Origin of the sequence: Nocardia implantans, assembly GCF_035544775.1 — a bacterium.
Lineage (GTDB): Bacteria > Actinomycetota > Actinomycetes > Mycobacteriales > Mycobacteriaceae > Nocardia > Nocardia implantans.
Window position 1 is genome coordinate 684,699 of the sequence record NZ_JAYKYQ010000002.1, and the last position, 26,203, is coordinate 710,901.

Sequence of the window (26,203 nt, forward strand, 5' to 3'; positions counted from 1 at the left end):
GGGCGGAATCGCTGGTGGCGGTGATCGCGCTGAGCTCCCCGAGGTGTCGAAGCCGACCCGACGACGACCGAGGGGTGCGTTTGGTCTACGCTGCGTAGTACTCAGGTCTCTCTCAGGCGACCCGCGTGTCACGCGCTGGTCGAGAGGGTGCCCTGGAACGAGCTTAGGACGTATCGCCGGGGTAGATCGCAGCCCCGACGATGCACTGTCGGAATGTGTGGCGACCAGGAAGGCGTGAGCGTGGCGCACAAGGCGAGCGAAGAGATCGGGGCACGACCCGCCCGGGGTGGGCAGTACTCACCCGCCCCGCCGGCTTCGCCGGCCAACCGTCCCCCCAGCCGCATCCTTCGGCGGGCCGGGCTGGCGGTGTCCTTGGGGATCACCGCGCTGCTCGTCTCGGGCTGCTCGATCGACAATGTTTGGCTGCGGTTCGGCTGGCCGTCTGGCATCACGCCGCAGGCCACCCGGATGCGGGAACTGTGGACCTGGTCGGTCGTCGCCGCGCTGGCGATGGGCGTGCTGGTCTGGGGCCTGACCTTCTGGACCGTCGCGTTCCACCGCAAGAAGGCCGACTCACCGGAGTTCCCGCGCCAGACCGGCTACAACGTGCCGCTGGAGCTGACCTACACGGCGATCCCGTTCGTCATCATCGCGGTGCTGTTCTACTTCACCGTGGTCGTGCAGGGCTACGTGCAGGAGAAGGTGGACAACCCCGATGTCACGGTCGACGTGACCGCCTTCCAGTGGAACTGGAAGTTCGGCTATCGCAACGTCGACTTCAAGGACGGCTACCGGTTCGACGGCATCGACGCCTCGCGTGAGGCGCTGAACCAGGAACAGCTCGAGGGGTACGAGGAGCGGACCAAGGACGGTCACCCGCAGCCGGGCCCGGTGCACGGCAAGCCGGAGAACGACATCCTGTCCTACCTGCACTACGACAAGGTCGAGACGATCGGCTCGAGCAACGAGATCCCGGTCCTGGTGCTGCCGACCGGCAAGGTCATCGAGTTCCAGCTCGCCGCCGCCGACGTGATCCACGCCTTCTGGGTGCCGGAGTTCCTGTTCAAGCGCGACGTGATGCCGAACCCGAAGGAGAACAACTCCGACAACGTCTTCCAGATCACCAAGATCGAGAAGGAAGGCGCGTTCGTCGGCCGCTGCGCGGAGATGTGCGGCACCTTCCACTCGATGATGAACTTCGAGGTCCGCGCGGTCACGCCGGAGAAGTTCACCAAGTACCTGGACGCGCGCCAGGCGGGCAAGACCAACGCCGAGGCGCTCGAGTCCATCGGGGAGTCCCCGGTCGCCACGTCCACCGCGCCGTTCAACACCAGGCGCGACACCAAGAGCGCCGCCTCGGCCGAGAGCAAGTGAGGATTGATCTGACATGAAGATCGAAGCGCGGATTTTCGAACTGCTCACGGTGTTCTTCGTCATCATCGCGGGCGTCTACGGCTTCTTCACCGGTCAGTCGCGCACGGGCGTCGAATGGGCCGGCACCACGGCCATGGTGCTGACCGCGGGTCTGTCGCTGATCATCGGCACCTACTTCCGGTTCGTCGCCCGTCGTCTCGACCTGCGCCCGGAGGACTACGAAGACGCCGAGATCGTGGACGGCGCCGGTGACCTCGGCTTCTTCTCGCCCGGCAGCTTCTGGCCGATCACCCTGGCCGCCGCCGGTTCGGTGACCGCCCTCGGCCTGGCCTTCTTCCAGTTCTGGCTGATCGGCATCGGCGTCGTGTGCATCCTGACCGCCGCCGCGGGCCTGGTGTTCGAGTACTACCTCGGGCCCGAGAAGCACTGAGCCGACATCGCACCGAAACGGCCCCACCGGTTGTCCGGTGGGGCCGTTTTCGTGGGTGATGAGCCTGCCGGAGGGCGGAGTTCATACGGCTGCCAGGCCCGCACCTGATATGAAGGTGCGGGTGGGAGAGAAGTTGCTGGAGCCGATCCTGAAGGCCCTACCGCACGGGCCGCACGGACTGGCTCGCGACCTGGTGACGGGGTCGCAACGTCAGCGTCTGCTGTTCGGCGTCACGGTCGTTGTCGCCGAGCGCGGCTACCTCGATGCGACGGTCGCGGACATCGCCGCGACGGCGAAGGTTTCGCGCCGGACCTTCTACCAGCACTTCCCGGACAAGGAAGCCTGCTTCCTCGCGGCGGCCGAGACCGGCCGCGATCTGATGATCGATCATCTGCGGCAGGCGATGAGACGGATCCTGGCCGAACCCGTCGAGCCGCTCGAGGCGCTTCACCGCGGCATACGCGAATACCTCACCCTGCTGCGGGACGAGCCGTCGTTCGCCCGCGCCTTCTATCTGGAGACCGCCGTGGCGGGGCCGCGCGCGATCGAGTCGTTCGAACGATGCCAGCACTGGTTCGCCGGTTTCATCCGATCGTGGCGTGCGACGGCGGGCCCGGTCGATCCCTCCGTTCCGGACCACGCGTACCTCGCGGTGACCGACGCGACCAACGAGGCCATCCGACGAACCCTCCGGGCCGGAGGAGACTTGCTCGAGCTCGAGGAAGCCGTCGTGTACATCCATCGCGCCTTGCTCGGCCCGGCGACGCCCGCGGGCTAGGACAGGACTCTGTCGCCGGCCCCGGTGAGGTTGCAGGACGCATCGTCGCTGGTATTGCCGCCTTCGGAGACGATTCTCGCGAACACCTCGACACAGTTGACCACGGCGGCGCCGGATCTGTTCCCGAGAACGGTGGAGTCCCGCAGGACGACCGTGCCGAGCGGGACGCCGACCAGGTCGGTCAGCCGGCGCGGAAGGGTGTCGAGGTAGGCAGGCGCCACGTTGATGCCGCTGCCGCCGTCCGAAGCGGTGTTCCCGGTGATCGTCGCGCGATCGAACGTCACCACGCCCCTGCCTCGGACGTCGACGCCGCCGCCACGACCGGCGAATCCGCCAGGGCGGTACCAGACTCCGGGGTCGACCACGCGATTGCCGGTGATCGTGGTGTCGGTGAAGGCGCAGGTGTTGTCGCAGCGCACGCCGCCCGCCTCGCCCGCGGAGTTGCCGGTGATGACCGTATTCCGCGTCTTCAGGTCCGAGCCCGGCACGTTGAAGATGCCGCCGCCGTATCCGGCGCTGTTGCCCTGGACTACGACGTCATCGAGGACGAGATCCGATGAATTCGCGATGCCGCCCCCGCCGGTGTCATAGAACGGGATCTCGTGCTGGGCGGCGACTCCGCCGGTGACGGTCAAACCCGTCAATGTCACGGGCGCGGAGACGCTGAGCACGCGGTCGATCCCGTCGGCGTCCAGCACCGTCCGATCGCGACCGGCGCCGCGCAGCATCGTCGGCGCGGTGAGGTTCAGGTCTCCTGTCGTCGCATCGGGGTTGCGCCCCTGCACTTTTCGCTGGTCGGGGGCTATCGTCAGAACATATCGACCGGCCGGAAGCGCGATCGTGCTACCCGGATGGGCGTTGGCCGCCTGCACCGCGGCGCGCAATGTGCAGGCGCCGGAGGCCGTGCGGCATTGCCCGCTTCGGGGATCGGCCGCTGCCTCGTCGCTGGTGGTGTCCACCGTGATCACCCCCGGTGCGGCTCCGTCGGGTGCGTCGTCGGCGTAGGCCGTTGCCGGAAAGCAGGCCGCGGTCCCCGCGACCAGGGCCGAAATGGCGAATGCGCTGATCGCCGCGGCAGATGTGCTCGTCCTCATGAAGTCTGATCCGATCACGAACATGGAGTGGGGTACGCCCGCGTATAAGTAGGGAACGCGAGCGTTTACAACTATGTCGCACGGGGACTCGCTACCGGTGGCGTTTCCGGGAATTCCGTGTGAGTGGCCGCGAGCAGGTCGGCATGCCGAGCAGCAAGGTGAATTCGACGACTTCGTGCGTCGCGACGCCGTGGAGAAGGCACGGATCCGTGGCGAGGATCGCGTCGAGCCGATCGTGCGGCATGCCTGCGGTGAGGTAGACGCCACCCACCAACGGGACGCGGCGTCCCGCCTGCACGAGCGACTGGCCGGCGACGAATTGCTCCAGCCACCGACCGTGGTCCGGGCGCACCGGATCCACGGGACGGCGCGGGGCCGAACCGCTACTCCGCTTCGTACCGCAGCGAGTTCTCCGAACGGCAGATCTCCTCGATGCCGGAGACGATGTCGCGCAACTGCTCGGACGGGAGAGCGGCGGGGCGCAGGCGGCAGGTGAAGGTGATCAGGCCGTGGTCCTCGGCGGGCAGGCCGCGGGCGGCGGATTCGGCGCGCAGGTAGCGGGAGCGGACGCCGTAGGTCATCGCGGAGATGACGGTGAAGCAGCCGGTGCGTTCGCGGTGGCCGGAGAACAGGTCGTGCAGACGGTAGAACACCGACGTGTAGCTCGACAGGGGCGCGAAAACGCCCACCCGGTAGGCGGGACCACGCTCGGACGAGCTGAGCGCCGTATCGGCCAGATACTCGGCATCGCGGAGGGTCTGCACCTTCGGCGCGAACAGCACCGCGCCCGCGGCCGCGTTGCGCACGGGCATGCCCGCTTTGCCCGGCGCGGCGGAGGCGATGGCGCCCAGCGATTTCCGCGCACGCGACCCGACCTCGCGCCGGGCGCGCAGCCCCCTGGTCGGCGCGGTGGGGTACAGGCTCGACCACTGCCCGAACCGCACGGTGCCCAGCTGCACGTGGCCGGTGCCGACCGGACGCGCCACCTTCAGCGGCGCCGTGTCCACCCAGCGGCCGACCTGGAGTTCGGCGTTGCCCGGGCGCAGGATCTCCGCGTAGGCGTGCTCGACGAAGGAGTCGAAGTCGAGGAACCGGTCGGCGTGCGTGGTCAGCCAGGTGCGCTCCTTGTCGATCTCGATCGCGTCCAGGGTGAGCGCGGTGATGATGCCCGCCCGGCCACCCGCGCCCAGGATGCGCTGGAACCGCTCGGTGTGGTGGGTGCGCCCGCAGGTGCCGATGCGCCCATCGGTGTCCACGTACTCCAGATCGACGATCTGGTCGATGAACAGACCGTGCTTGTGCGAGGCCGCGCTGACGCCGCCGACCGACGCGAAGCCGCCCGCGGTGATGTCGCGGTGGTCGCCGACGATGGGCAGGCCGAGTCCGTGCGCGCCGAGCCTGCGGTCGACATCGGACAGTTTCGCGCCCGCCTGCACCCGGACGGTGCGCCGGCCCAGGTTGATGTCCAGCACCTGGTTCATCCGGCGCAGCGACACCACGGTCGGCTGGGCGGGCAGCGTGAGCCCCTCGTCGATCAGCTCGCCGCCGCGCACCATCAACCGTTCCGTTCGCCCGCGTGAATCCCGCACCGTGCGAACGACATCGGCGGTATCGCGGGGGAGGTATTCCTCGGCGTTGGAGACAATGTGCGGCGTGCTCATGGCAGAAAAGCTAACCACAGCGCGGCCCGCGCCGCTTCCCCGAAGCCGGGTGTCATCGCGACGCGGGCGCAAGGCTCTTGCTGAACAGGACGGATCCGGCGGCGTCGCACAGATCGACGGTCAGTTCCCTCGATCTTCCGTCGATGCGCACCTCGCCGAAATGCTGGAAGGCGTCCAGCGGTGAGCTGTTCTGCACCGGCGGTGCGTGGACGTAGACCGCCTCCGGACCGAACGTCCCGTCGAGCTGGTTCGGGCCGAACGCGCCCGCGTTGAGCGGGCCGGAGACGAACTCCCAGAACTCGTCGAAGTCGGTGAAGGCCGCGCGCTCGGGCGAATAGCGGTGCGCCGCCGTGTAGTGCACGTCGGCGGTGAGCCAGACGACGCCGGTCACCTTGTTCGCCTTGATCGACGACAGCACCCGGGCGATCTCGCGCTCCCGGCCCGACGGTGCGCCTGGATCGCCGTTGGCGGGTCCTTCGAATGCGGTGGCGTTCTTCTGCTCACCGTCCGCGACGACCAGGCCGAGCGGCAGGTCGTTGGCGATGATCTTCCAGGTGGCGGTGGACTCGCGCAGGCTGTCGACGAGCCACTTGGTCTGTGCCGGACCGAAGATGCGTCCGTCCGGTCCGGTGTTGGCGTCGTTCGCGTCCTTGTTCGTGCGCATGTCCAGCACGAAGACGTCGAGCAGCGGGCCGTAGGCGATCTTGCGGTACAGGCGGCCGTCCACCGCTTCCCTCGGTTCCAATGGCATCCACTCGTGGAAGGCCTGCCAGGAGCGGGTGGCCAGGGTGTCCATGGCGCGTTCGGTGTAGCCCTTGGATTCGGCGACCAGGCCGCCGGGGTACCAGTTGTTCACCGTCTCGTGGTCGTCCCACTGCACCACCTGCGCGACCGCACTGTTGAAGCGGCGGTAGTTCTCGTCGGTCAGGTTGTAGGCGTAGTTGCCGCGGAACTGGTCCAAAGTCTGCGCGACAGCGCTTTTCGCCTCGCTCACGACGTTGCGCCAGATCCGGCCGTCGGGAAGGGTGATCGATTCCCGCAGCGGTCCGTCGGCGTAGATCGAGTCGCCGGAATGCAGGAACAGGTGCGGGTCGCGGGCGGCCATGGCGGCGAAGATCTTCATGCCGCCCAGCTCCGGGTTGATGCCGTAACCCTGGCCCGCGACGTCACCGGACCACTGCAGCCGGATGTCCGACGCGGCCGTGGGCGCGGTGCGGAAGACGCCGGTGACCGGTTCGGAGGTGGCGCCGTCCTCGCCGCGCAGCGTCACCCGGTAGTGCACCTGCGTCCCGGCGGGCAGGCCGTTGACGCGTACCCGGCCGGTGCCGTCGGAGTCGGGCGTGAGCAGCGGCCCGGTGAAACGCCTGGGGTCGCGGAACGATTCGGTAGCCGCGGTTTCCACGAGCAACGTGGCGGGGCGATCGGCGCGCGCCCAGATCAGTGCGCCGTCCGCGCGTGGATCGCCCACCGCGACTCCGTGGGTGAGCGCCGGACGCTGCCGCACCAGCGCCGGGCCGTCGTCCCGTGCGCATGCCGCCAGCGCGGGAGCCGCCACCAATCCGAGTGCGGAGGCGCGCAATACGGTTCGCCGGGATGGTCTCGAGTCCGAGCCGGTCATGAGGCAACCTTGACGCGACTACCTCAACGGCGCGTGAACGGGCCGGGTCCGGGCGGACAACAAGCAGGGCTCAGTGCGCCAGGCGCGCGATGCGGTGGTGCAGTTCGCCCGTCCAGTCCACCCCGCCCAGCTGCTGGTAGTCCACCCACAGCGCGTCGAAGACGTCGCGGCCCTCGGAGAGCCAGCCGCCGCGTTTGTCCGCCTCCAGGACCACGCTCATGCCGGTGTCGGTCGGGACGAAAGTCACCTCGAGCTGGTTCAAGCGGGGGTAGTTCGGCGCGCCGGTGAACTCGATCTCCTGGTAGAACGGCAGCGTCTGCGGCGTGTTGTGCACCCGGCCGGACTCGACGTCCGCGCTGCGCAGGTGGAATCCCAAGCGCTCCACCGCTTCCAGTAGCACGTGCTGGGCGGGCAGCGCGCCGACGCCGATCGGGTCGGTGTCGGCGGCGTCCACCGCGCCGTGGATCTCCACGATCGTGCGCAGCGAGACGACCGTGCCGGGCAGGTGCCGTCCGTTGTAGAACGTGATCGGTGTTTCCATGGGCGCGCGGGCCGCGAACCGGAACTCCAGCGGCGCACCCGCGGGCAGAGACAACGGCCCGTGCACCCCGGTACGGCCGAACGCGATGTCGCGCACGCCTTCGTGATCCTCGTACTCCTGCTCGGCCCTGGTCACGAACTCGACGGCCACCCGGGTGATCTCCTGCGCGACCGCCCCGCCCCGCAACCGGATCACGCCCTCCACCGTGCCCCCGGGCTGCACCCCCGGCGTGAACAACTCGGTCTCCACTTCGGCCCCGCCGACCCCGGCCGCCGCCAGCAACTTCTCGAACATGCTCCGCAGTCTCCCCGACCTCGCCGAACAAAACCTTGGCGTTCCCTTACGTTGTGGGCAACGCCATCTCGATCCCTTGTCCCGTACTTCTCCCGCGTCCGGAGCCGGTCGCGCTGCCGAACTCGGAATGCTCGACACGGCAGCATGTTCCGAGAGGCACACGGAAGCGGCCACGGCTCGAGCGGCGGCGGACTCCCGAGGGCGCGGCGGCCCACTTCGGGGTGCTGCGGTCGCGGAGCCGCGCTGCGCGGGCATTCAGCCGATACGAAAACGGCCCCGAGAACTGTCTCGGGGCCGAGGCGGGGCTTCGGGTCAGCCCGCGGCGGTGTCCGGGATGCGGACGGAGACGGAGGACGGGCGGCTGCCGCTGGGGACGCCCTTCTTCAGGCTGTGGGCGTAGACGTCGACGTACTCCTGGCCGGTGAGCCGCATCAGCTCGTACATGACCTCGTCGGTGACGGCGCGCTCGACGAAGCGGTTGCCGCCCATGCCTTCGTAGCGGGAGAAGTCGATGGGCTCGCCGAACTTGACGGTCACCTTCCTGCGGCGCCAGCGGAACGGCCCTGGCGGGCTCACCTCGTCGGTGCCGATGACCGCGACCGGGATGACGGGGACGCCGGTCTCCAGCGCCAGGCGGGCCAAGCCGGTCTTGCCCTTGTACAGGCGGCCGTCGGGGGAGCGGGTGCCCTCGGGGTAGAGGCCGACCAGACGGCCCTGGTCGAGCAGCTTGCGGGCGGCGTTCAGCGCGTCCTCGGCGGCGTCGGCGCCGCTGCGGTCGATGGGGTACTGACCCGTGGCGCTGAAGAAGAACTTCTGCAACCGGCCCTTGATGCCGGGCGTGGTGAAGTACTCGGCCTTGGCGAGGTAGTTGATTCGCCGCGGGCTCAGCAGCGGCGCGAACAGCCAGTCGGCGAAGGAGAGGTGGTTACCCGCCATGATGGCCGGCCCGTCCGCCGGAATGTTCTCCACACCTTCGACCGTCGGCCGGTTGTAGAGATGAATGAACGGTCCCAGCAGCACGAACTTCAGCAGCCAGTAGAACATGACGTCCTTCCCCCGGGACCGGGATAGTAGCGGGCACCTGCGTCAATTGCCGACTTTACCGCTGGTGCAAGATCACATCCAACCGCAGCGGCGAATCTCACCACACTTCGGCCCCGACGCCGAGCGATGGTACGCGTCGGCGTGTCGCGGCAGGCCGCGACGGCTCGCGGCGGCGGTGTCACCGGCTGGTCCGGGCGACGCGCGCGGACTTGCGCGCGTCCGAGGGCAGCGCGGCCCTGGCGAGGTCGGCGGCGCCGATCATGCCTGCGGCCTCGCCGAGTTGAGTGGTCCTGATGCGGGCCAGCGGCCGGTGCCCCGCGCCCGTGATCGCCCGCGCGTACTCCTCGCGCGCCTCGTCCAGGAACAGCGGCGCCGAACTGCTCACCCCGCCCGCGATCACCACCAGGTCCGGATCGAAGATGTCGCTGACGAACGCGAGCCCGAGCCCGAGCCAGCGCGCGAAGTCGGCCATCACCCGCACGGCGAGCGGGTCGCCGTCCTGCGCCGCGCCCGCGACCCGCCGTCCGGTCAGCGAGCCGGGATCGCGCGCCACGTCCCTGGCGAGCACGGAGCGCACGGTGTCGCTGGCCAGCATCTCGATCGCGGTCTCGGCCAGGGCGGTTCCGCTGCAGTAACGCTCCCAGCATCCGCGCTTGCCGCACGGGCAGGCCCGCCCTTGCGGAACCACCTGCAGATGACCCAGTTCCGGCGCGACGCCGTGCGTGCCCCGGTACAACTGGCCGTCGATGAGCAGGGCGGCGCCGATACCGGTGCCGATGGCGACGAGCACTACGTTGTGCCCGCCCGCGGCGGCGCCGAACCGGTACTCGGCCCACATCGCCGCGTTGGCGTCGTGCTCCAGGATCACCGGCAGTTCCAGTCGTTCGGTCAGGCGCTGGGCGACCGGGGCGTCCTGCCAGGGCAGGTGCGGGGCGAACCGGACGGTGGAGCGGTCGCCGTTGATGAACCCGGCGACCGCCAAGCCCACCGCGCCGATGGGATGCCTGCCGGACAGCTCGCGCACGGCCCGGTCCAGCGCGTCCTCCAGCGCTCGCGCGGAATGCGGCGTCGGCGCCTGGACCGTGTCCAGCACCTCGCCGCTGTCGTCGATCACCGACGCCCGAATGTTGGTGCCGCCGACGTCTATTCCGACGGTCAGCGATCGCGTACCGGCCATCTGCTGCGTCATACCTTGATCGTCACGGGTATGTCGACGTAACGGGGGCCGTCGTCGTCCCCGCGCCGGTCGTGGTGATGCGGCGCGCCGGTCTCCGGATCGGCGTCGGTGGGCATGACCGGTTCGACCGGCACCCCCGCCAGCGCTTCGCGCAGCACGGTGACGATCGCGGTGCCGTGATCGGCGATCGCGGCCAGCACCTCGTGGTGCTCACCGCGCACCAGCGCCGCGGCCGCGCACACCGGGCACCAGCTGCAGCTGGACCACTCGACCTGACCGTCGGCCGCGCGCCGCAGCACCGGCTCCACCCGCTCCAGCACCGCCTCGGCCAGCAGCTTCAGCTCCTCGGCGAACTCGGCGACACCGTCGGGCGCGGTGTGACCGCCGGCCTGCTCGCCCCTGGGCGAGTGCGGATCACCGGTCATGGCCGTGACTTTCGGACGCGTGCGCCCAGACCCGGGGATCGGGCCGGAAGCGGACCACCAGATATTCGTCCTCGAGTTCGGCGCCGTCGACCGTGCACCGCCGCAATACCGGCGCCAGGCGCACCCGGCGCCGGACACCGTCCGCTCCCACGATCAAATCGTCCTCCACTCGGCCAAGGCGCAACGTGGCGGCGTCGACCACCGGCAGGTGCATGCGCAGCGCGTACACCGACCGCAACCCGGTGCCGGATTCCAGGCGAACCAGCGGTTCGCCGGAACTCGCGTCGACCTCCGTCTGATTGTCGCTCAGCATAAGCGCAGCGTCCCCGGTGCCGCCCGCCGAGCCCATCGCGTCCGACAGCGCGGCCAGCGATTTCAGCCCGATCGGCTCGGGACCGGTGTGCTGCGCGATCACCACCGGAATATCCCGCATCGCGCTCCGCAACTCGGCGATGATGTCCGATTGCTCGCCGCGCCGGTTCGAATACCACTGCACCGCCGGATGTTCGGCCCCAGCGGGCGCCGCGAGATCGGGCAGCACCTTGTTCACCACCACCGCATCCAGCCGCAAGCCCAGCAGCGCCGCGGCGGAACGCACCCGCCGCGATTCGGCCACCGCCACCCGCTCGGCGAGGGTGACCAGCCGCGCGCCGGTGCGCCGGTGGTCGGCGAGCAGATCGCGAACCTCGGCGACCGCCTTGACGATTCGCTCCACCGTGGCCGCGAGCACGGCGCGCCGCAGGTCGGTGCCCGCGGCGCTCATCGCTCGCGCGTGCGGCGGCCAGATCCGTTCCACGTAACCGAGCAGGGTGCCTGGCGCGGTGACGATGCGCAGCATGTCCGCCGAGGGCGGGCAGTCGACGACGATCAGATCCCAGTCGTCCTCGGCGGCGAACTGGGCGATCTCCACCAGCATCAGCAGTTCCTGCACGCCGGGCAAACCGGTCAGCTCCGCCGGATCCAGCGCGCCGAGGTCGAAGCCGTGCTCGTGCCCGCGACCGGTGGAGACCAGACGCACCACGTCGCGGACCCGGTCCTCGAGCAGCGCGAGCGAATCGATCTCGATCACGTCCAGTCCGGGCAGCACGGTGGTGATACCGGTCACGGTGCCCGGATCGTGCGGGAAGCGGAAACCCAGCGCGTCGCCCAGCGAATGCGCCTGATCGAGCGAGGCGATCAGCACGCGACGGCCCGACCCTGCCTCGGCCATGGCGGTGGCGCAGGCGAGCGTGGTCTTGCCCACCCCGCCCTTGCCGATGAACAGCTCGACCCGGGTCTTGTGCGCGGTCAGCCTTCGACCCGTTTCTTCAGTTCCTTCAGCGCGGTATCGGTGATCACTTTCTCGGCCTTCCGCTTGAACATGCCGATCATCGGGATGTTCAGATCGACGGTCAGCGTATAGACGACTTCGGTGCCGCCGGGCCGATCGATCAACTCGTAGGTGCCGTTCTGCGCCTTCTGCAATTCGCCGCTGAGCAGCCGCCAGCTGACCGCCTTGCGGTCGGCGCGCCAGTCGTAGGACAGCACGTAGGTGTCCTTGACCACCCCGGCGTCCAGCACGAATCGCGCGGTCTTCGCCAAACCGTCCGGCCCGGTCTCCAGCACCTCGACCGACTTCGCCGCGGACACCCACTCCGGGTAGGACTCCAGATCGGCGATGACGGACATCACCTGCTGCGACGGGGCCTCGATGACGATCGATCTCTGGGTCCTGTCGGCCATGCGGACAGCGGTTCCTTTCAGCGTCGGTGCCGGTGGATCAAGGCTGGGGCGCGGGAGTGACACCGGCGGGACGGCCCGCCTCCAACCGGGACTTCAACTCGAACGACATGTTCTTGCCCGCGACCCGGCGCGCCCGGTTGGCGGCGGCCAGCTTGCCCGCGGGCAGCGGGGGCTGCGGCTCGGCGTGCAAGAAGTAGTGCAGGATCACCCCGTCGAGCGAAGGCTCCAGCCACACCTCCATGGTCCCGGTCAGCGCACCCGTCACCGACCAGCGGATACCCTTCTCGGCCCGATCCTCCCTGACCTCCAAGGCCAGGTCCGGCCACCAGCGGCGCCAATTGTTCGGCCCCGCCAGCAGCTCGGCCACGGCGGCACCCGATGCGGCGACGAAGGTCTGGTCTGCGACCTGGATACTGCTCACTCCGCTGAGCGTAGTAGATGCGACGCGGATCACCGCAGCAGCTGTCGCAGGCGCGCGCCCAGGCTGTCCCAGCGCCACTGCTGCTCGACGAACGCGCGTCCCGCCGCGCCCATCCGCGCGGCGGCGTCCCGGTCGGACAGGATCTCCACCAGGGCGTCGGCGATCTGCTGCACCGAACGGCCGTCCACCACACGGCCGGTCTTGCCTTCGATCACCGTCTCCGGCGCGCCGCCGGAATTGCCCGCGACCACCGGGACGCCCGACGCCGACGCCTCCAGGTAGACGATGCCGAGCCCCTCCACATCCAGCCCCGCGCCCCTGGTCCGGCACGGCATCGCGAAGACGTCCGCCAGCGTGTGATGCGCGGCCAGCTCACCGGACGGGACGCGGCCGGTGAACACCACGTCCTCGGTGACGCCCGCGGCGACCGCGAGGGCACGCAGCTTGTCCTCGAACGGACCGCCACCCGCGATCACCAGGACCGCGCCCCGCACTCGCTCACGGATATCGCGCATCGCCAGGATCAGCGCGTCCTGCCCCTTGCGCGGCACCAGCCGCGACAGGCACAGGATGGTCGGCCGGTCACCCAAGCCGTACCGGGCGCGCAGTTCGGCGCGCGCGGCGGGATCCGGGCGGAAGACCTCGGAGTCCACGCCGGGCGGCAGATACTCGAGCGCCGCGTTCGGGCCGAACGCGGAGGCGAACCGGCGGCGGGTGTAGCGGCTGACATAGGTGACCACATCGGTGTGCTCACCGATGGCCCGCAGCGCCTGCCTGCCGCCGGGCAGCATCGACCACCCGACCTCGTGCCCGTGGGTGCTGGCCAGAATGCGTTCGGCGCCCGCACGGCGCAGGGCGGGCGACATCAGCGCCAACGGCGCCGCCGCCCCGAACCACACCGTGTCGCACTGCTCGCCGCGCAACAGCCGCGCGGCGCGGCGCAGCACGAGCGGAGTCGGCAGCATCAGCGTGGTGGGATGGCGGACGACCTGGAACTTCTGCCCGGCGTCGAACTTCAGATGGCTGTCGCCGCGCCAGCGCGGCGCGTAGACCACCAGGTCGTCCGGCGGCAGTTCACCGGCCAGCGCCTGCAGATACGACTGGATACCGCCCGGCCGCGGCGGGAAATCATTGGTAACCAGCAAAGTTCGGGCCATGCGCAACAAAATACTGTGTTTGTTTGGCCGCGCCTTCGGCGCGGCGTGTTCGCGGCCCCTTTGTGGCTCGCGTCCGAGTGGCCGCCGCTTGCTCCTTCGTCGCTTGCGCGGCGGCCACTCGGACGCGAGCCGGGCCGCGAACGGCGGATGCTCGGTCTCGCTTCGCTCGGAAGACGTGGTCGCGGTGCGCTGGGCGCGTCCGGGATCCGAAGTCGGGACGCTGTGCGTGGGCGGTGTGGGTTGGACTGGTGGGTCACCGTGGGCGGGGGTAGTTGGATGTGTGCTCCGGCCGCGATCGGCGGGGGCTCGGTCTTGCTTCGCTCGGAAGGCGTCGCGGTGCGCGGGGCATGTCATAAGCCGAGGGCTCAGGCTGCGATGCATGGCGAAACCTCCGCCTGCGAAGAGGAAGGGTCGGGCCCATTCGGGTCGGCGGATCGGTGCGGGTGGTGTCGCGATTGCGTCATGTGTCCCACTCGGCGTGCGGGCCGTGCGGCGGCGGCAGACCGAAGGATGGGGTCACCGACCAAGGGAGCGGGGCGGCGCCGCGCGCGCCGACGATCGGAGCGGGGTCAGGCGGTTCGGGTGCGGAGCCACTCGCGCCAGTCGCCGACGAAGTCGGTGCGGGTGGTGCCGAGGACTTCGCGGAGGACGGCGTCTTCGGTGGCGGGGGTCTGTCTGCTCGCGGCGATGCGGCGGTAGAGCTCGACGAGGTGGGTTCGGTCGTACTTCTCGGCGACGAAGGCGCAGACCGACCAGGCCTTCTCGTAGGTGAAGGCGGCGTCGGGGCCGGAGAAGTCGGTGTCGGGCGGCAGGTCGTCGGGGATGCGACCGGCGTGGGCGTGCGCGGTGAGCGTGGGAGCGATGTCGGCGAACCGCTGGCCGTCGCGATGGTGCGCGGTGTACTCGGCGAAACCTTCCAGCATCCACAGCGGGGCGCCGTCGACGGTGTCGGCGCGAGCGGCGATGTGGGTCAGTTCATGCCGCAGCAGCGTGGCCATGCCCTCGGGATCGAGGCGGCGTCCGGTGTCGGGGCCGAACACGACCCGCTGGCCGGTCGGCTTGCTGCCCGGCGTGAACGGGTCGGCGACCGAGGCGGCGGCGACCTCGGCGGACAGCAGATCGGGCGAGCGCAGCAGGGCCGCGAATTCGGAAGGCGAGGAGGCGACGACGACGAGCGCCGATTGCGCCCAGCCGGGACCCCAGACGTCGGTCACCGCGGCGGTGGCGTCGGCGAGTTCGCGTTCCAGCACGTCGATCTCGATCCGCTGATCGGGATGCCCGACGATCAGCGATCGCCGCCCGTCTCCGGTCGGCACCTGGCGGGCGACGATCGATCCGAACGGCTCGACGATGCGCCGCACCTCCGCCAGCCTGGGATCGGCGGCCGCGGCCTGACCCACCGCCTCGGTCGCCCCCGGCTCCGCGGCCCGCAGCTCGGGGAGCACCGTGCTCGGCAACATGATCAGCGCCACGCACACGCCGGTGAGCGCCACCACCATCGCGACGGTGAGACAGAACTCGAATCGCCGCCGCGCCGACCACCACGCGCGCAGTCTTCGCATCCCGGTCATCGGCGCGCCCCGGCCGGGGACACGGCTGTGCCGCTCGCCGCGGCGATGCCGCGCCGACCGCGCGGCTGGCTCACCGTCGCCCGTCGCGGGTCGGTGGGGTGGTGGGTAACGCGGTGCCGCTGGTTGGCTCGCTCACGGCCTCTAGTATCGCCGAGCCGAATGGAACGGCGTCGAGCCCATGGGCGCGACCGCGACGGGCACGCCGAAGGTGGAGGCGTGCAGCATGAGTCCGTTGCCCGCGTAGATGCCGACGTGCGAGATGTCGGAGTAGAAGAACACCACGTCGCCGGGCTGCAGATCCTCCTTGGGCACGGGTGTGCCGTAGGTGGCCTGCTGCGAACTGGTCCTCGGCACGTTCTTGCCGACCTGCTTGAACGCCCACTGCACGAGACCGGAGCAGTCGAACTGGTCCGGACCGGTGGCGCCCCACACGTAGGGGTCGCCGACCCGCGTGAGCCCGGCCGCCAGCGCGCTGGTTCCGCTGCCGGGGACGAGGCCCTGCAAGAGGCTGTCGCGGTCGAAGCCGGGCGGGAACGGCGATCCGGCGAGGGCGGACTTGTCCTTTGCCGACAGCGTGCCCCAGGCCTGCACCACCTCGGCGATGGCGCCGCCGAGATCGCTGCGCTTGCGTTCCAGATCGATGCGCACCGCGTCGGCTTTCTGCGCGGCCGACCGGGCGGCGTCGGCGGCGGTGCGGGCCTCCGATTCGGCCGCGGTCGCGGCGTCGGTGGCCTTCTTGTAGTGCTCGAGCTGCGCGGAGGTCTGCGCGGACACCACGTCCAGCGTGGACATCTGGTCGAGCAGTTGCTGCGGTGAATCGCTGACCAGCACGGCGAACAGGCGATTGGTGCGGGCGCCCTGGTAGGCGGCGATCGCGGTGCGGTCGATGACCGGCTGATACCGGCGGACCTCGTCCTTGGCCCGGTTCACCAGGTCGGTGCTGGCGGCCAGCCTGGCGTCGGCGTCACGCCGGACCGCGAGCTTCGCCTCCAACTCGGCTTCCGCGCCGAGCGCCTGCTGGTTGAGCTGTTCGGACTGACGAGACAGGTCGATCATCCGCTGTACGGCTTCGCCGGCGGTCGTGGGGAGCGCCACCGGATCCGCTCCGGCCGGGCCGCCGCCGTAGAGACAAGCGGCGAGGAATCCGGCTGCCAGCGTTCCTGCGACCAGACGTTTGGTCTGCTGTCCCCGGTGATGTACAGCCACAGCCCGCGGTGCCCCGTTCTCCTCGTGAAGCTTTCGGCGAACCCCGAGGTTTGCTCCGGGCGAACCCGGGGTAATCGGTCGAAGGTCTCGGTTAGGTTACGGAACGGCCCGTGTCGATGTCCAGCAGAGAACGAATTGATCACAGGGCCGTGGTGCGGTCGGGCCGCGGCGTCGCGGCCCGACCGGCTGCTCAGAAGCGGCGCGCGCCCGCGATCGGCATGGAGGAGATTGGCGCCACCTTCACCGGCTGGCCCGAGGTCGACGCGTGCACGACGTTGCCGTCACCGGCGTAGAGGCCGGAGTGGCCGCCGCCGTAGAACGACACCAGGTCGCCCGGCCGGAGGTCGTCGAGCGACACGGGGCTGCCTGCGGCCAGCTGGGCGCCGCTGGTGCGGGGGAGTTCGACACCCGCCTGGCGGTAGGACCACTGGACCAGGCCGGAGCAGTCGAAGGCGTCCGGGCCCGCCGCGCCGTAGACGTACGGCGAGCCGACCTTGCTGAGCGCGGCGTCCAGCGCGACGTCGCCGGAAGACTTGGGTGCCACGAAGGGCAGGGGAGCGGGGCCGGGCAGCTCGAGGCCGGGCAGGCCCGGCGGAACCGGCAGCTCGTTCGGAACGTCGAAGGTGCCCACGCCGGGGATGGTCACCGGCTGGGCCGACGCGGGTGCTGCGGGCAGCAGGAACGCGCCGATGGTGGCAGCGCCGACGGCCCCGGCGGCAACGGCGCGCTTCGCCTGACGCTTGGCGGCGTTGGTCGTCATGATGCGGTACTCCCAATCTGCCTCACGACGCCGCACCCGGTGGTGCCGCGGACTTCGTCGGCGCCGCACCGTTCGGCGCGGCGGACTCCGTGAGGTCTCAGGAAGGTTACGAATACATCACGGTCGTTTGTAAAGCCGCGGCAAAGCGAAAAGGGCTTGCTCAACAATTTCGGTGGCTAATGGGTGTGAGATATGTCCCAGCGAATCACGAAAAGATAACGACGCGGAATGCGTAGGGATATGTGCGCCCGGGTGGGGTCGCGAGGCGGGACGGACCAGCCTTCCGCCCGGGGTGCGGATGTGCGGCATTTCGCCAGCTAGAAGCGGTTTACTCGCCGTAGGATCCGGTATGGTCGCCGGTTCGTACACCGTAGAGCCGACCGGCGGCGACACGCCCGGCCGTGCCGGCTCGCGTTTCACCGGACGCGCGGCAATGTTTGATACAGTTTTCGACCTTATGTGATCTGGGTCTCTTTTTCGATTTTCTAGATCAATTCCCGGGTATCGCCTCCGAATCCGCACGGTGTTATTCGGACATTTCGTGGCGTCTCCGCGCGTCCGGTTCCTGTCGGACCGTCGCTCTACGCTGCTGGCCGTGTCCGAACCCGTGCCGCGCCCTGCCGCCAAGCAGCTGGCCTTCGACGAGCTCGACACCCCGTTGTACGACACGACTTTCGTGGTCGTGGACCTGGAGACCACCGGGACCAGTCCGGGAGCCGACGGCATCACCGAGATCGGAGCGGTGAAGGTGCGCGGCGGGGAGGTGCTCGGCGAGTTCGCGACGCTGGTCAACCCGGGTCGGGCGATTCCGCCCGCGGTCGTGCACGTCACGGGCATCACCACCGCGATGGTGTACGCCGCGCCGCGCATCGAGGCGGTGCTGCCCGGCTTCCTGGAATTCGCCGCGGGCGCGGTGCTGGTCGCGCACAACGCCAGGTTCGACATGGCGTTCCTGCGCGCCGCCGCGGCGCAGTGCGACACCGCATGGCCGCCCGCGCAGGTGCTGTGCACCGTGAAGCTGGCGCGGCGGGTGCTCGGACGGGACGAGGCGCCCTCGGTGCGGCTGGGTTCGCTGGCCCGGCTGCTCGGCGCCACCACCCAGCCGACGCACCGGGCGCTGGAGGACGCCCGCGCGACCGTCGACGTGCTGCACGCCCTGATCGCCCGGGTCGGGAACCAAGGCGTGCACAGTCTCACCGAGCTGCTCGACTATCTGCCCGACGTCACACCCCGGCAGCGCTCCAAACGCGCCCTCGCGGCCGATCTCCCCGCCGCTCCGGGGGTGTATCTGTTCCGGGGGCCTTCCGATGAAGTCCTATATATAGGCACGGCTGTGAACTTGCGCCGTCGCGTCCGCAATTACTTCACCGGTTCGGAGACCCGGGGGCGGATGAAAGAGATGGTGTCACTGGCCGTTCGGGTCGACCACGTGGTGTGCGCGCACGCGCTCGAGGCGGGGGTGCGCGAACTTCGGCTGCTGGTGGCGCACACCCCGCCCTACAACCGCCGGTCGAAATTTCCCAAGCGCGCCTGGTGGCTCACTCTCACCGACGAGCCGTTCCCGCGCTTCTCGGTGGTGCGGGAGTCGGGCGCGGCCGCGCTGGGGCCGTTCCACTCCCGCAACGACGCCGCCGACCTGGGCGTGATCATCGCCGAATTCACCGGGTTGCGCACTTGCACGGCACGGCTGTCCCGAAAGGCGGTGCACGAGTGCCCGCCCGCTCTGGTCGGCGGGTGTCCGGCGGGCTCCGGCGGGAAGCGGTTGAACATGACGCAGTACGCCGCGGCGCCCGCGCTCGTGCGCGCGTTGTTCGCCGGGTACAGCGACGCGCCGATTCGCCTCATGCTCGATTGCATCGAAACCCATTCGCGCGCTGAGCGTTTCGAGGCGGCCGCGCGGCTGCGCGATCGTGCCGCGCGCGTGGTGCGCGCGCTGCGGCGCACCCAGCGACTGGCCGCGGTGGCGCGCATCGCCGAACTGATCGCCGCGCATCCCGACGGCGACGGCGGGTGGGAGTTCGCGGTCATCCGGTACGGCCGCCTCGCCGGCTCCGGCACCGCGGCGCGCGGTGTGCCGCCGATGCCCATCGTGGAGCAGATCGCCGCCGCCGCCGAAACCGTGGTTGCGGCCACTCTGCCGAACCCCGGCGCGCTGCCGGCCCTCGGCCCGCACCTGCCGGACCACACATGGACTCCGGTCGAGGACGCCCCGCCGTTACGCGGCGCGTCCCCGGAAGAAGTGGCGCTGGTCGCCCGCTGGCTGGCCCGGCCGGGGGTGCGGATCGTGCGGACCACGGACGGTTACCACGAGCCGATGTATGGCGCGGCACGCTGGCTGGGCTGGGCGGAACTGGCCGACGCCGCGGTCCGCGCCCAACCGACCGAGCAGGGCTATCTGGACCGCTTAGGCTGAGCGTCATGATTACCGCGATCGTCTTGATCCACGCCGACAACGGCCGTATCCCGGAGACCGCGCAGGCGGTCGCGGACACCGACGGCGTCGCCGAGGTCTACTCCTGCGCGGGCGACGTGGACCTGATCGCGATCGTGCGGGTGCGCGACCACGAGCAGATCGCCGATGTGGTGACCGGCCGGATCGACAAGACCCCTGGTGTCCTGCGCACCACGACGCACATCGCGTTCAAGTCGTATTCCCGCGCCGAGGTGGAGGCCGCTTTCTCGCTCGGGGAGTAGTTCTCCACCGGGCGGCGCCAGGCCGGGCGTCAGTTGTCGCCGAGCGTCTGCGTCAGCTTCGCCCAGCGCTCCAGCAGCGCGGTGGCGGCGCCCGTGTCGATCGCCTCGGCCGCGCGCTCGACGCCCGCCGCCAGCGCGGCGTGCAGGTCCGCGTCCGGATCGCCCACGCCGCGCGACCAGTCGTAGGCGACGATGGCGGCCGCCGAATTCACCAGCACCGCGTCCCGCGCCGCGCCGCCGCGACCGGCGAACACGTCGCGGGCAACGCCCGCGTTCACTTCGGCGTCCCCGCCGCGCAGCGCGTCCAGATCGACCCGGGGGATACCGATGCGGGTCGGATCGATGGTGGCCCGGCGCGTCCGTCCGCCCGACACGATCCACGCCTCGGTGGTGTCCGAGGTGGTGATCTCGTCCAAGCCGTCGTTGCCGCGCACCACCAGCGCGCTCGCGCCGCGTTCGGCGAACACGCCCGCGATCACGGGCAGCAATTCGGTGAAGGCGCAGCCGACCAGACCGGCGCGCGGCTGCGCGGGATTGGTCAGCGGACCGAGCACGTTGAAGACGGTCGGGATGCCGATCTGGCTGCGCGCCGCACCCGCGTACTTCAGGGCGGGATGGAACACCGCCGCGAAGCAGAACCCGATGCCGGCTTCGCGCACGCAGCGCGCCACCGACTCCGGACCGAGCGCGAGCTTCACGCCCAGCGCCTCCAGCACGTCGGCGCCGCCGCTCTTGGAGGACGCGGCCCGATTGCCGTGCTTGACCACCGGCACCCCGGCCGCGGCCACCACGATCGAGGACATGGTGGAGATGTTCACCGAACCCGACCGGTCACCGCCGGTGCCGACGATGTCGACCGCGTCGCCATCGATCCGCACCAGCCGCGCGTGCTCGAGCATGCCGGTGGCCAGGCCGGTCAGCTCGGCGGGCGTGGGGCCCTTGATCTTCATGGCGACGCCGAAGGCGGCGATCTGCGCGGGGGTGGCGTTGTCGGACATGATCTCGCTCATCGCCCACGCCGTGTCGTCCGCGGCCAAGTCGCCACCGTCGGCGAGGGTTCCCAGCACCTGGGGCCAGCTGCGCACGCTCATTCCACACTCCCGTCACACTGGTCGCGACCTGTCCCGGCACACCGGTCCGCGCACCAGTTTGTCCGCAGAGCAGCCTAGTGCGCGACCGGTTATGCCGGGGCGTGTGGTGCGGAGCCGGGTTGCAAGGCGTCCCATCCGTCGGCGATGCCGTCGTGGCGCTGGGCCAGCCCGGCCATCCGGGAGCGCTCCTGGGAGCAGTGCAGGGCGTCGAGGATCTGGACGCGCCGCAGGATCACCGTCTCGAACTCGTCGGCGCCGGGGCCGCCGACCCGCGGCGCGGGGGAGTAGCCGTCCTGCGCGGCGATCGCGCAGACGGCCTGCACGTGCCGGGCCGGGATGCGCAGGTGGTGGCGCAGCACCGCGGGCGCGTCCGGCGTCAGATCGGTCGCGCGCGCCAGCGCGGCCGAACACGCCTCCGCGTCGTCGAAGCCGGACGCGACCACGACCAGATCCGCCCGGTCCGGGTCGAGCGCGGCCTGCCGGTCCCGCCGCAGCAGCCGCCGCAGTCGCGGTGTCACCTTCATCTCAGCTTCTCCTTACCCTCGCCTGTCATGCTGACCGGGCGCTCGTCCGCGCGCGGCTCGCGTACCGAGCTCGTCACCGCCCCCCGCCTGGTCGGGAGCCCGTCCTCGCCTGCGTTTTCCGACACGGAGGAACGAGTTTCGTACCCGGCTACGGCCGTCGTACTACGACGAGTCATACTTACCCCCGTGACGACCGCAGTAGGGACCCCAGGATCGGCCATTACCCAGCGTGTGCATTCGCTGAACCGGCCCAACATGGTCAGCGTCGGTACCATCATCTGGCTGTCGAGCGAGCTGATGTTCTTCGCCGGCCTGTTCGCGATGTACTTCGTCGCCCGCGCCCAGGCGCACGGTAACTGGCCGCCGGAGCCGACCGAGCTGAATCTGAAGCTCGCAGTGCCGGTCACGACCGTGCTGGTCGCGTCGTCGTTCACCTGCCAGATGGGCGTGTTCGCCGCGGAGAAGGGCGACGTGTTCGGCCTGCGCCGCTGGTACGTCATCACTCTGATCATGGGCGCGTTCTTCGTCGGCGGCCAGGGCTACGAGTACATGAACCTCGTGCACGAGGGCACCTCGATCTCCAGCAGCTCCTACGGCTCGGTGTTCTACATCACCACCGGCTTCCACGGTCTGCACGTCATCGGTGGTCTGATCGCGTTCGTGTTCCTGCTGGCGCGCACCAAGGTCAGCAAGTTCACCCCGGCGCAGGCCACCGCGGCGATCGTCGTCTCCTACTACTGGCACTTCGTCGACATCGTGTGGATCGGGTTGTTCGCCACGATCTACTTCGTCCGCTGATCGTGGACGCCGCGCCGCTCAGCGGGCGCGGTGCGACCCAAGATCCTTCGCACAAGTCGGTTCCGTCTACTCCAAAGGGACACAGATGAGTTCATCGCCCCCGTCAGCGCCAGAGCCCGCCAGCCCCGGGAACGGCCAGGCCAGCAAGACGCGCAGGCAGCGCCGCGTTCGCCGTCGCATCGCGGGCGGGCTTGCGCTGCTGGTGGGCCTCGTCGGAGCAGGCTTCCTGGCATCGGCCCTCACACCGGACCCGCAGCGCGCCACCGCGAACGAGGACCAGTCCGCGCTCATCCGCGAGGGCCAGCAGCTCTACGAGACGTCCTGCATCACCTGCCACGGCGCGAACCTGCAGGGTGTCGCCGACCGCGGTCCCAGCCTGATCGGCGTCGGCGAGGCCGCGGTCTACTTCCAGGTGTCCTCCGGCCGCATGCCGATGGCCCGCAACGAGGCCCAGGCGCAGCGCAAGCCGCCGAAGTTCGACGCCCACCAGACCGACGCGCTGAGCGCGTACGTGGCCTCCAACGGCGGCGGTCCGACCGTCGTCCGCGACGCCGACGGCCAGGTCGCCCAGGAGTCGATGCGCGGCGACGACATCGCCCGCGGCTCCGAGCTGTTCCGGATGAACTGCGCGTCCTGCCACAACTTCACCGGACGCGGCGGCGCGCTGTCCTCCGGTAAGTTCGCGCCGCCGCTGGAACCGGCGAGCGAGCAGCAGATCTACGCGGCGATGCTCACCGGCCCGCAGAACATGCCGAAGTTCTCCGACCGCCAGCTGAGCGCGGAGGAGAAGCGCGACATCATCGCCTACGTCAAGAACGCGACCGAGGAACACAGCCCCGGCGGCTGGGATCTCGGCGGGTTCGGTCCCGCGACCGAGGGCCTGGCCATCTGGGTGGTCGGCATCACGCTCGTCGTCGGCGCCGCGATGTGGATCGGATCCAGGTCATGAGCAATAGCGAGAAGGAGCGAGACGACATGGGTCGGCCGGATGAGGGCCACGACGCGCAACTGTCGAAGGAGCAGTCGGTGAACGCCACCCCGGCGGAGCCCACCGAGGCCGACCTCGACAAGATGTCGCGCGACGAGCTGGTCAAGCTCGGAACCGAGCGCGACGGCGTCGACGTCGCCTACCGCCGCGAGCGCTTCCCGATCCCCGGCACCCGGGCGGAGAAGCGGGCCGAGCGCGCGGTCACCTTCTGGTTCGCCGTGTCCGGCATCGCGGCCGCGGCGCTGGTCGGCGTGTTCCTGTTCTGGCCGTGGGAGTTCAAGGGCAAGGACGAGGAGGGCCACGGGCTCTACTCGCTGTTCACCCCGCTGGTCGGCCTGACTTTCGGCATCTCGGTGCTGGTCATCGGCATCGCGGTGGTGCTGATCCGCAAGCTGTTCATTCCCGCCGAGCTCTCCATCCAGGAGCGGCACGACGGTCCTTCGCCCGAGGTCGAGCGCCGCACGCTGGTCGCCGAGCTGCAGGACGCGCTGGATACCTCCACGCTGGGACGCCGCAAGATGATCACCCGCACCGCGGGCGCGGGCGTCGGCGTGCTCGGCATCGGCGCGCTGCTGGTGTTCGTCGGCGGTCTGGTCAAGAACCCGTGGGCCAAGGGCGACAAGTCGCCGCTGTGGGTCTCCGGCTGGACTCCGGACTACCCGGGCGAGACCATCTACATCCGCCGCGACACCGGTCGCCCGGAGGACGTGGTGCTGGTGCGTCCGGAGGATCTGGACGCGGGCGCCATGGAGACGGTGTTCCCGTGGAAGGAGAAGTGGCGCGGTGACGAGCACGCGACCTTGCAGTCGCTGCGCGGCATCCGCAACGCCGTCATGCTGATCCGCCTGCGCACCGAGGACGCGCAGAAGGCGATCAAGCGCAAGGGTCAGGAGAGCTTCAACTACGGCGACTACTTCGCCTATTCGAAGATCTGCACCCACCTCGGCTGCCCGACCTCGCTGTTCGAGCAGCAGACCAACCGGATCCTCTGCCCCTGCCACCAGTCGCAGTTCTCCGCGACCGAGTGGGGCAAGCCGGTCTTCGGTCCCGCCGCTCGCGCGCTGCCGCAGCTGCCGATCACCGTCAACGCTGAGGGCTTCCTGGTCGCCAACGGCGACTTCATCGAGCCGCTCGGCCCGGCCTACTGGGAGCGCCGTTCATGAGTCCTTCAGTCGCAGCCCAAGCCAGCGAGGCGGACGAGCGCTACCGCGCCGCCGCCTTCGTGAAGCGGTCGATCAACAAGGTCTTCCCGACGCATTGGTCGTTCCTGCTCGGCGAGATCGCGCTCTACAGCTTCATCATCCTGCTGCTGTCGGGCGTCTACCTGACCTTGTTCTTCGACCCGTCCATGAGCGAGGTCGTCTACAACGGCGCATACCAGCCGCTGCGCGGCGTGACCATGTCGCGCGCCTACGAGACCGCGCTGAACATCACCTTCGAGGTCCGCGGCGGTCTGTTCGTCCGGCAGGTGCACCACTGGGCGGCGCTGCTGTTCGCGGCGTCGATCATCATCCACCTGTTCCGGATCTTCTTCACCGGCGCGTTCCGCAAGCCGCGTGAGGCGAACTGGGTGATCGGCTCGTTGCTGCTGATCCTGGCGATGTTCGAGGGCTTCTTCGGTTACTCGCTGCCCGACGACCTGCTGTCGGGCACGGGCCTGCGGGCCGCGTTCGGCGGTATCACGATGAGCATCCCGATCATCGGCACCTGGATGCACTGGCTGATCTTCGGCGGTGACTTCCCCGGCGACATCATCATCCCGCGGCTCTACATCGCGCATGTGCTGTTGTTCCCGGGCATCATCCTGGCGCTGATCGCGGCGCACGTGGCGCTGGTGTGGTATCAGAAGCACACGCAGTTCCCCGGCCCCGGCCGCACGGAGAACAACGTGGTCGGCGCCCGGATCGTGCCGGTGTTCGCCGCCGACCAGGGCGCGTTCTTCGCCTTCACCCTCGGCATCGTGGGCATCATGGGCGGCGTGTTCCAGATCAACCCGATCTGGAACCTGGGTCCGTACAACCCGTCGCAGGTCTCGGCGGGTTCGCAGCCGGACTTCTACATGATGTGGACCGACGGCATGGCGCGTTTGATGCCGCCGTGGGAGCTGTACCTGGGCCGCTACACGGTGCCCGCGGTGTTCTGGGTCGCGCTGATCATGGGTCTGGTGTTCGCGGTGCTGATCGCCTACCCGTGGATCGAGAAGCGGCTCACCGGCGACACCAGCGCGCACCACAACCTGCTGCAGCGTCCGCGTGACGTCCCGGTCCGGACCGCGATCGGCGCGATGGCCATCGCGTTCTACCTGGTGCTGACGCTGTCGTGCGTCAACGACATCCTCGCGCTCAAGTTCGACATCTCGTTGAACGCGACCACCTGGATCGGCCGCATCGGCCTGCTCGTCGCCCCGCCGGTGGCGTACTACCTCACCTACCGGTTCTGCATCGGCCTGCAGCGCAGCGACCGGGCGGTGCTCGAGCACGGCATCGAGACCGGCGTGATCAAGCGCTTGCCGCACGGCGAGTACATCGAGGTGCACCAGCCGCTCGGCCCGGTCGACGACCACGGCCACCCGATCCCACTGGAGTACCAGGGCGCGCCCGTGCCGAAGAAGATGAGCAAGCTGGGTTCGGCCGGCAAGCCCGGCACCGGCAGCTTCCTGCGGCCCGACCCGCAGGAGGAGAGCGATCGGCACTTCGAGATCGAGCACGCCGAGGAGCACAAGCAGCTGAAGGTGCTGCAGCAGGCGCAGGAGGCGGCGAACGGCAAGCACGGCCACTGACGCCCCCTTACGCCGACGGCCCCGAGTCGATCACGACTCGGGGCCGTCACGCGTCA

General features: G+C 69.7%; 26 protein-coding genes. 9 read left to right on the forward strand and 17 right to left on the reverse strand.

The window, feature by feature from the left end:
• Nucleotides 1-240: 240 nt before the first annotated feature.
• From ctaC to U3653_RS07400, 3 genes are all read left to right on the forward strand, one after another.
• A complete protein-coding gene (gene ctaC / locus U3653_RS07390) occupies nt 241-1,374 on the forward strand; it encodes an aa3-type cytochrome oxidase subunit II (RefSeq protein WP_323124699.1) in 1,134 nt (377 codons plus the stop codon).
• A gap of 13 nt (nt 1,375-1,387) precedes the next feature.
• Nucleotides 1,388-1,804: a cytochrome c oxidase subunit 4 gene (locus U3653_RS07395; protein ID WP_067800673.1), complete on the forward strand. Its 417-nt coding sequence runs from the start codon at nt 1,388-1,390 to the stop codon at nt 1,802-1,804.
• A gap of 121 nt (nt 1,805-1,925) precedes the next feature.
• Nucleotides 1,926-2,582: a TetR/AcrR family transcriptional regulator gene (locus U3653_RS07400; protein ID WP_195077818.1), complete on the forward strand. Its 657-nt coding sequence runs from the start codon at nt 1,926-1,928 to the stop codon at nt 2,580-2,582.
• Here the strand turns inward: U3653_RS07400 and U3653_RS07405 are convergent.
• The 15 genes from U3653_RS07405 to U3653_RS07475 form a co-directional block, all read right to left on the reverse strand.
• A complete protein-coding gene (locus U3653_RS07405; protein WP_195077819.1) occupies nt 2,579-3,676 on the reverse strand; it encodes a CSLREA domain-containing protein in 1,098 nt (365 codons plus the stop codon). The genes U3653_RS07400 and U3653_RS07405 overlap by 4 nt on opposite strands.
• Nucleotides 3,677-3,767: 91 nt before the next feature.
• Complete coding sequence (locus U3653_RS07410) at nt 3,768-4,028, reverse strand: YciI family protein (protein WP_195077820.1); 261 nt, start codon at nt 4,026-4,028, stop codon at nt 3,768-3,770.
• Between the two features lie 31 nt (nt 4,029-4,059).
• Nucleotides 4,060-5,337, reverse strand: coding sequence for an FAD-binding oxidoreductase (locus U3653_RS07415; protein ID WP_195077821.1), 1,278 nt, complete (start codon nt 5,335-5,337; stop codon nt 4,060-4,062).
• Nucleotides 5,338-5,389: 52 nt separating this feature from the next.
• Nucleotides 5,390-6,955 (reverse strand): alkaline phosphatase D family protein, encoded by a 1,566-nt coding sequence (locus U3653_RS07420; RefSeq protein WP_195077822.1) that lies wholly within the window; start codon nt 6,953-6,955, stop codon nt 5,390-5,392.
• A gap of 70 nt (nt 6,956-7,025) precedes the next feature.
• Nucleotides 7,026-7,790, reverse strand: coding sequence for a sporulation protein (locus U3653_RS07425; RefSeq protein WP_195077823.1), 765 nt, complete (start codon nt 7,788-7,790; stop codon nt 7,026-7,028).
• Between the two features lie 312 nt (nt 7,791-8,102).
• Nucleotides 8,103-8,834, reverse strand: a complete 732-nt coding sequence (locus tag U3653_RS07430; protein WP_195077824.1) for a lysophospholipid acyltransferase family protein — start codon at nt 8,832-8,834, stop codon at nt 8,103-8,105.
• A gap of 178 nt (nt 8,835-9,012) precedes the next feature.
• Complete coding sequence (locus U3653_RS07435; RefSeq protein ID WP_195077825.1) at nt 9,013-10,023, reverse strand: ROK family protein; 1,011 nt, start codon at nt 10,021-10,023, stop codon at nt 9,013-9,015.
• Nucleotides 10,020-10,436: a hypothetical protein gene (locus U3653_RS07440; protein ID WP_323124693.1), complete on the reverse strand. Its 417-nt coding sequence runs from the start codon at nt 10,434-10,436 to the stop codon at nt 10,020-10,022. Before U3653_RS07440 ends, U3653_RS07435 begins: the two co-directional genes overlap by 4 nt.
• Complete coding sequence (locus U3653_RS07445) at nt 10,426-11,727, reverse strand: ArsA family ATPase (protein ID WP_323124700.1); 1,302 nt, start codon at nt 11,725-11,727, stop codon at nt 10,426-10,428. The genes U3653_RS07440 and U3653_RS07445 overlap by 11 nt, the downstream gene beginning before the upstream one ends.
• On the reverse strand, nt 11,724-12,158 hold the full coding sequence (locus tag U3653_RS07450) for an SRPBCC family protein (RefSeq protein WP_195077826.1): 435 nt from the start codon (nt 12,156-12,158) through the stop codon (nt 11,724-11,726). Before U3653_RS07450 ends, U3653_RS07445 begins: the two co-directional genes overlap by 4 nt.
• A 37-nt stretch (nt 12,159-12,195) precedes the next feature.
• Nucleotides 12,196-12,579 carry a polyketide cyclase / dehydrase and lipid transport gene (locus U3653_RS07455; RefSeq protein WP_195077827.1) on the reverse strand — a complete coding sequence of 128 codons (384 nt, stop codon included), beginning with the start codon at nt 12,577-12,579 and terminating at the stop codon, nt 12,196-12,198.
• Between the two features lie 29 nt (nt 12,580-12,608).
• Nucleotides 12,609-13,736 (reverse strand): glycosyltransferase family 4 protein, encoded by a 1,128-nt coding sequence (locus U3653_RS07460; protein ID WP_195077828.1) that lies wholly within the window; start codon nt 13,734-13,736, stop codon nt 12,609-12,611.
• 569 nt (nt 13,737-14,305) lie between these two features.
• Complete coding sequence (locus U3653_RS07465; RefSeq protein ID WP_195077829.1) at nt 14,306-15,307, reverse strand: hypothetical protein; 1,002 nt, start codon at nt 15,305-15,307, stop codon at nt 14,306-14,308.
• 141 nt (nt 15,308-15,448) lie between these two features.
• Nucleotides 15,449-16,513: an NlpC/P60 family protein gene (locus U3653_RS07470; protein ID WP_195077830.1), complete on the reverse strand. Its 1,065-nt coding sequence runs from the start codon at nt 16,511-16,513 to the stop codon at nt 15,449-15,451.
• A gap of 190 nt (nt 16,514-16,703) precedes the next feature.
• Nucleotides 16,704-17,273 carry a C40 family peptidase gene (locus U3653_RS07475; protein ID WP_195077831.1) on the reverse strand — a complete coding sequence of 190 codons (570 nt, stop codon included), beginning with the start codon at nt 17,271-17,273 and terminating at the stop codon, nt 16,704-16,706.
• A 595-nt stretch (nt 17,274-17,868) separates the two neighbouring features.
• Between U3653_RS07475 and U3653_RS07480 the strand changes: the two genes are divergently transcribed.
• Nucleotides 17,869-19,686, forward strand: coding sequence for a DEDD exonuclease domain-containing protein (locus U3653_RS07480; protein WP_195077832.1), 1,818 nt, complete (start codon nt 17,869-17,871; stop codon nt 19,684-19,686).
• Between the two features lie 5 nt (nt 19,687-19,691).
• Nucleotides 19,692-19,967, forward strand: a complete 276-nt coding sequence (locus tag U3653_RS07485; protein ID WP_067800602.1) for an Lrp/AsnC family transcriptional regulator — start codon at nt 19,692-19,694, stop codon at nt 19,965-19,967.
• Between the two features lie 29 nt (nt 19,968-19,996).
• Here U3653_RS07485 and trpD read toward each other — a convergent pair whose 3' ends face one another.
• Entirely contained in the window at nt 19,997-21,058 is a 1,062-nt protein-coding gene (gene trpD / locus U3653_RS07490; protein ID WP_195077833.1) for an anthranilate phosphoribosyltransferase, read from the reverse strand.
• Between the two features lie 89 nt (nt 21,059-21,147).
• Nucleotides 21,148-21,582, reverse strand: coding sequence for a hypothetical protein (locus U3653_RS07495; protein WP_195077834.1), 435 nt, complete (start codon nt 21,580-21,582; stop codon nt 21,148-21,150).
• Between the two features lie 186 nt (nt 21,583-21,768).
• On the opposite strand from U3653_RS07495, the gene ctaE reads away from it, so the two are divergent.
• The 4 genes from ctaE to qcrB all read left to right on the forward strand — a co-directional run bounded on the left by ctaE (nt 21,769) and on the right by qcrB (nt 26,147).
• A complete protein-coding gene (ctaE, locus tag U3653_RS07500; RefSeq protein ID WP_195077835.1) occupies nt 21,769-22,380 on the forward strand; it encodes an aa3-type cytochrome oxidase subunit III in 612 nt (203 codons plus the stop codon).
• An 85-nt stretch (nt 22,381-22,465) separates the two neighbouring features.
• Nucleotides 22,466-23,329: a cytochrome bc1 complex diheme cytochrome c subunit gene (gene qcrC / locus U3653_RS07505; RefSeq protein WP_195077836.1), complete on the forward strand. Its 864-nt coding sequence runs from the start codon at nt 22,466-22,468 to the stop codon at nt 23,327-23,329.
• 26 nt (nt 23,330-23,355) lie between these two features.
• Complete coding sequence (gene qcrA / locus U3653_RS07510) at nt 23,356-24,531, forward strand: cytochrome bc1 complex Rieske iron-sulfur subunit (RefSeq protein WP_195077953.1); 1,176 nt, start codon at nt 23,356-23,358, stop codon at nt 24,529-24,531.
• A complete protein-coding gene (qcrB, locus tag U3653_RS07515) occupies nt 24,528-26,147 on the forward strand; it encodes a cytochrome bc1 complex cytochrome b subunit (protein ID WP_195077837.1) in 1,620 nt (539 codons plus the stop codon). The genes qcrA and qcrB overlap by 4 nt, the downstream gene beginning before the upstream one ends.
• Nucleotides 26,148-26,203: the final 56 nt, after the last annotated feature.

Coding starts and splice junctions, on each gene's coding strand:
- U3653_RS07395 (WP_067800673.1), top strand. CDS start 1,388: ATGAAGATCGAAGCGCGGATTTTCGAACTGCTCACGGTGTTCTTCGTC.
- U3653_RS07405 (WP_195077819.1), bottom strand. CDS start 3,676: ATGAGGACGAGCACATCTGCCGCGGCGATCAGCGCATTCGCCATTTCG.
- U3653_RS07415 (WP_195077821.1), bottom strand. CDS start 5,337: ATGAGCACGCCGCACATTGTCTCCAACGCCGAGGAATACCTCCCCCGC.
- U3653_RS07420 (WP_195077822.1), bottom strand. CDS start 6,955: ATGACCGGCTCGGACTCGAGACCATCCCGGCGAACCGTATTGCGCGCC.
- U3653_RS07425 (WP_195077823.1), bottom strand. CDS start 7,790: ATGTTCGAGAAGTTGCTGGCGGCGGCCGGGGTCGGCGGGGCCGAAGTG.
- U3653_RS07430 (WP_195077824.1), bottom strand. CDS start 8,834: ATGTTCTACTGGCTGCTGAAGTTCGTGCTGCTGGGACCGTTCATTCAT.
- U3653_RS07435 (WP_195077825.1), bottom strand. CDS start 10,023: ATGACGCAGCAGATGGCCGGTACGCGATCGCTGACCGTCGGAATAGAC.
- U3653_RS07440 (WP_323124693.1), bottom strand. CDS start 10,436: ATGACCGGTGATCCGCACTCGCCCAGGGGCGAGCAGGCCGGCGGTCAC.
- U3653_RS07450 (WP_195077826.1), bottom strand. CDS start 12,158: ATGGCCGACAGGACCCAGAGATCGATCGTCATCGAGGCCCCGTCGCAG.
- U3653_RS07460 (WP_195077828.1), bottom strand. CDS start 13,736: ATGGCCCGAACTTTGCTGGTTACCAATGATTTCCCGCCGCGGCCGGGC.
- U3653_RS07465 (WP_195077829.1), bottom strand. CDS start 15,307: ATGACCGGGATGCGAAGACTGCGCGCGTGGTGGTCGGCGCGGCGGCGA.
- U3653_RS07475 (WP_195077831.1), bottom strand. CDS start 17,273: ATGACGACCAACGCCGCCAAGCGTCAGGCGAAGCGCGCCGTTGCCGCC.
- U3653_RS07485 (WP_067800602.1), top strand. CDS start 19,692: ATGATTACCGCGATCGTCTTGATCCACGCCGACAACGGCCGTATCCCG.
- trpD (WP_195077833.1), bottom strand. CDS start 21,058: ATGAGCGTGCGCAGCTGGCCCCAGGTGCTGGGAACCCTCGCCGACGGT.
- U3653_RS07495 (WP_195077834.1), bottom strand. CDS start 21,582: ATGAAGGTGACACCGCGACTGCGGCGGCTGCTGCGGCGGGACCGGCAG.
- qcrC (WP_195077836.1), top strand. CDS start 22,466: ATGAGTTCATCGCCCCCGTCAGCGCCAGAGCCCGCCAGCCCCGGGAAC.
- qcrA (WP_195077953.1), top strand. CDS start 23,356: ATGGGTCGGCCGGATGAGGGCCACGACGCGCAACTGTCGAAGGAGCAG.
- qcrB (WP_195077837.1), top strand. CDS start 24,528: ATGAGTCCTTCAGTCGCAGCCCAAGCCAGCGAGGCGGACGAGCGCTAC.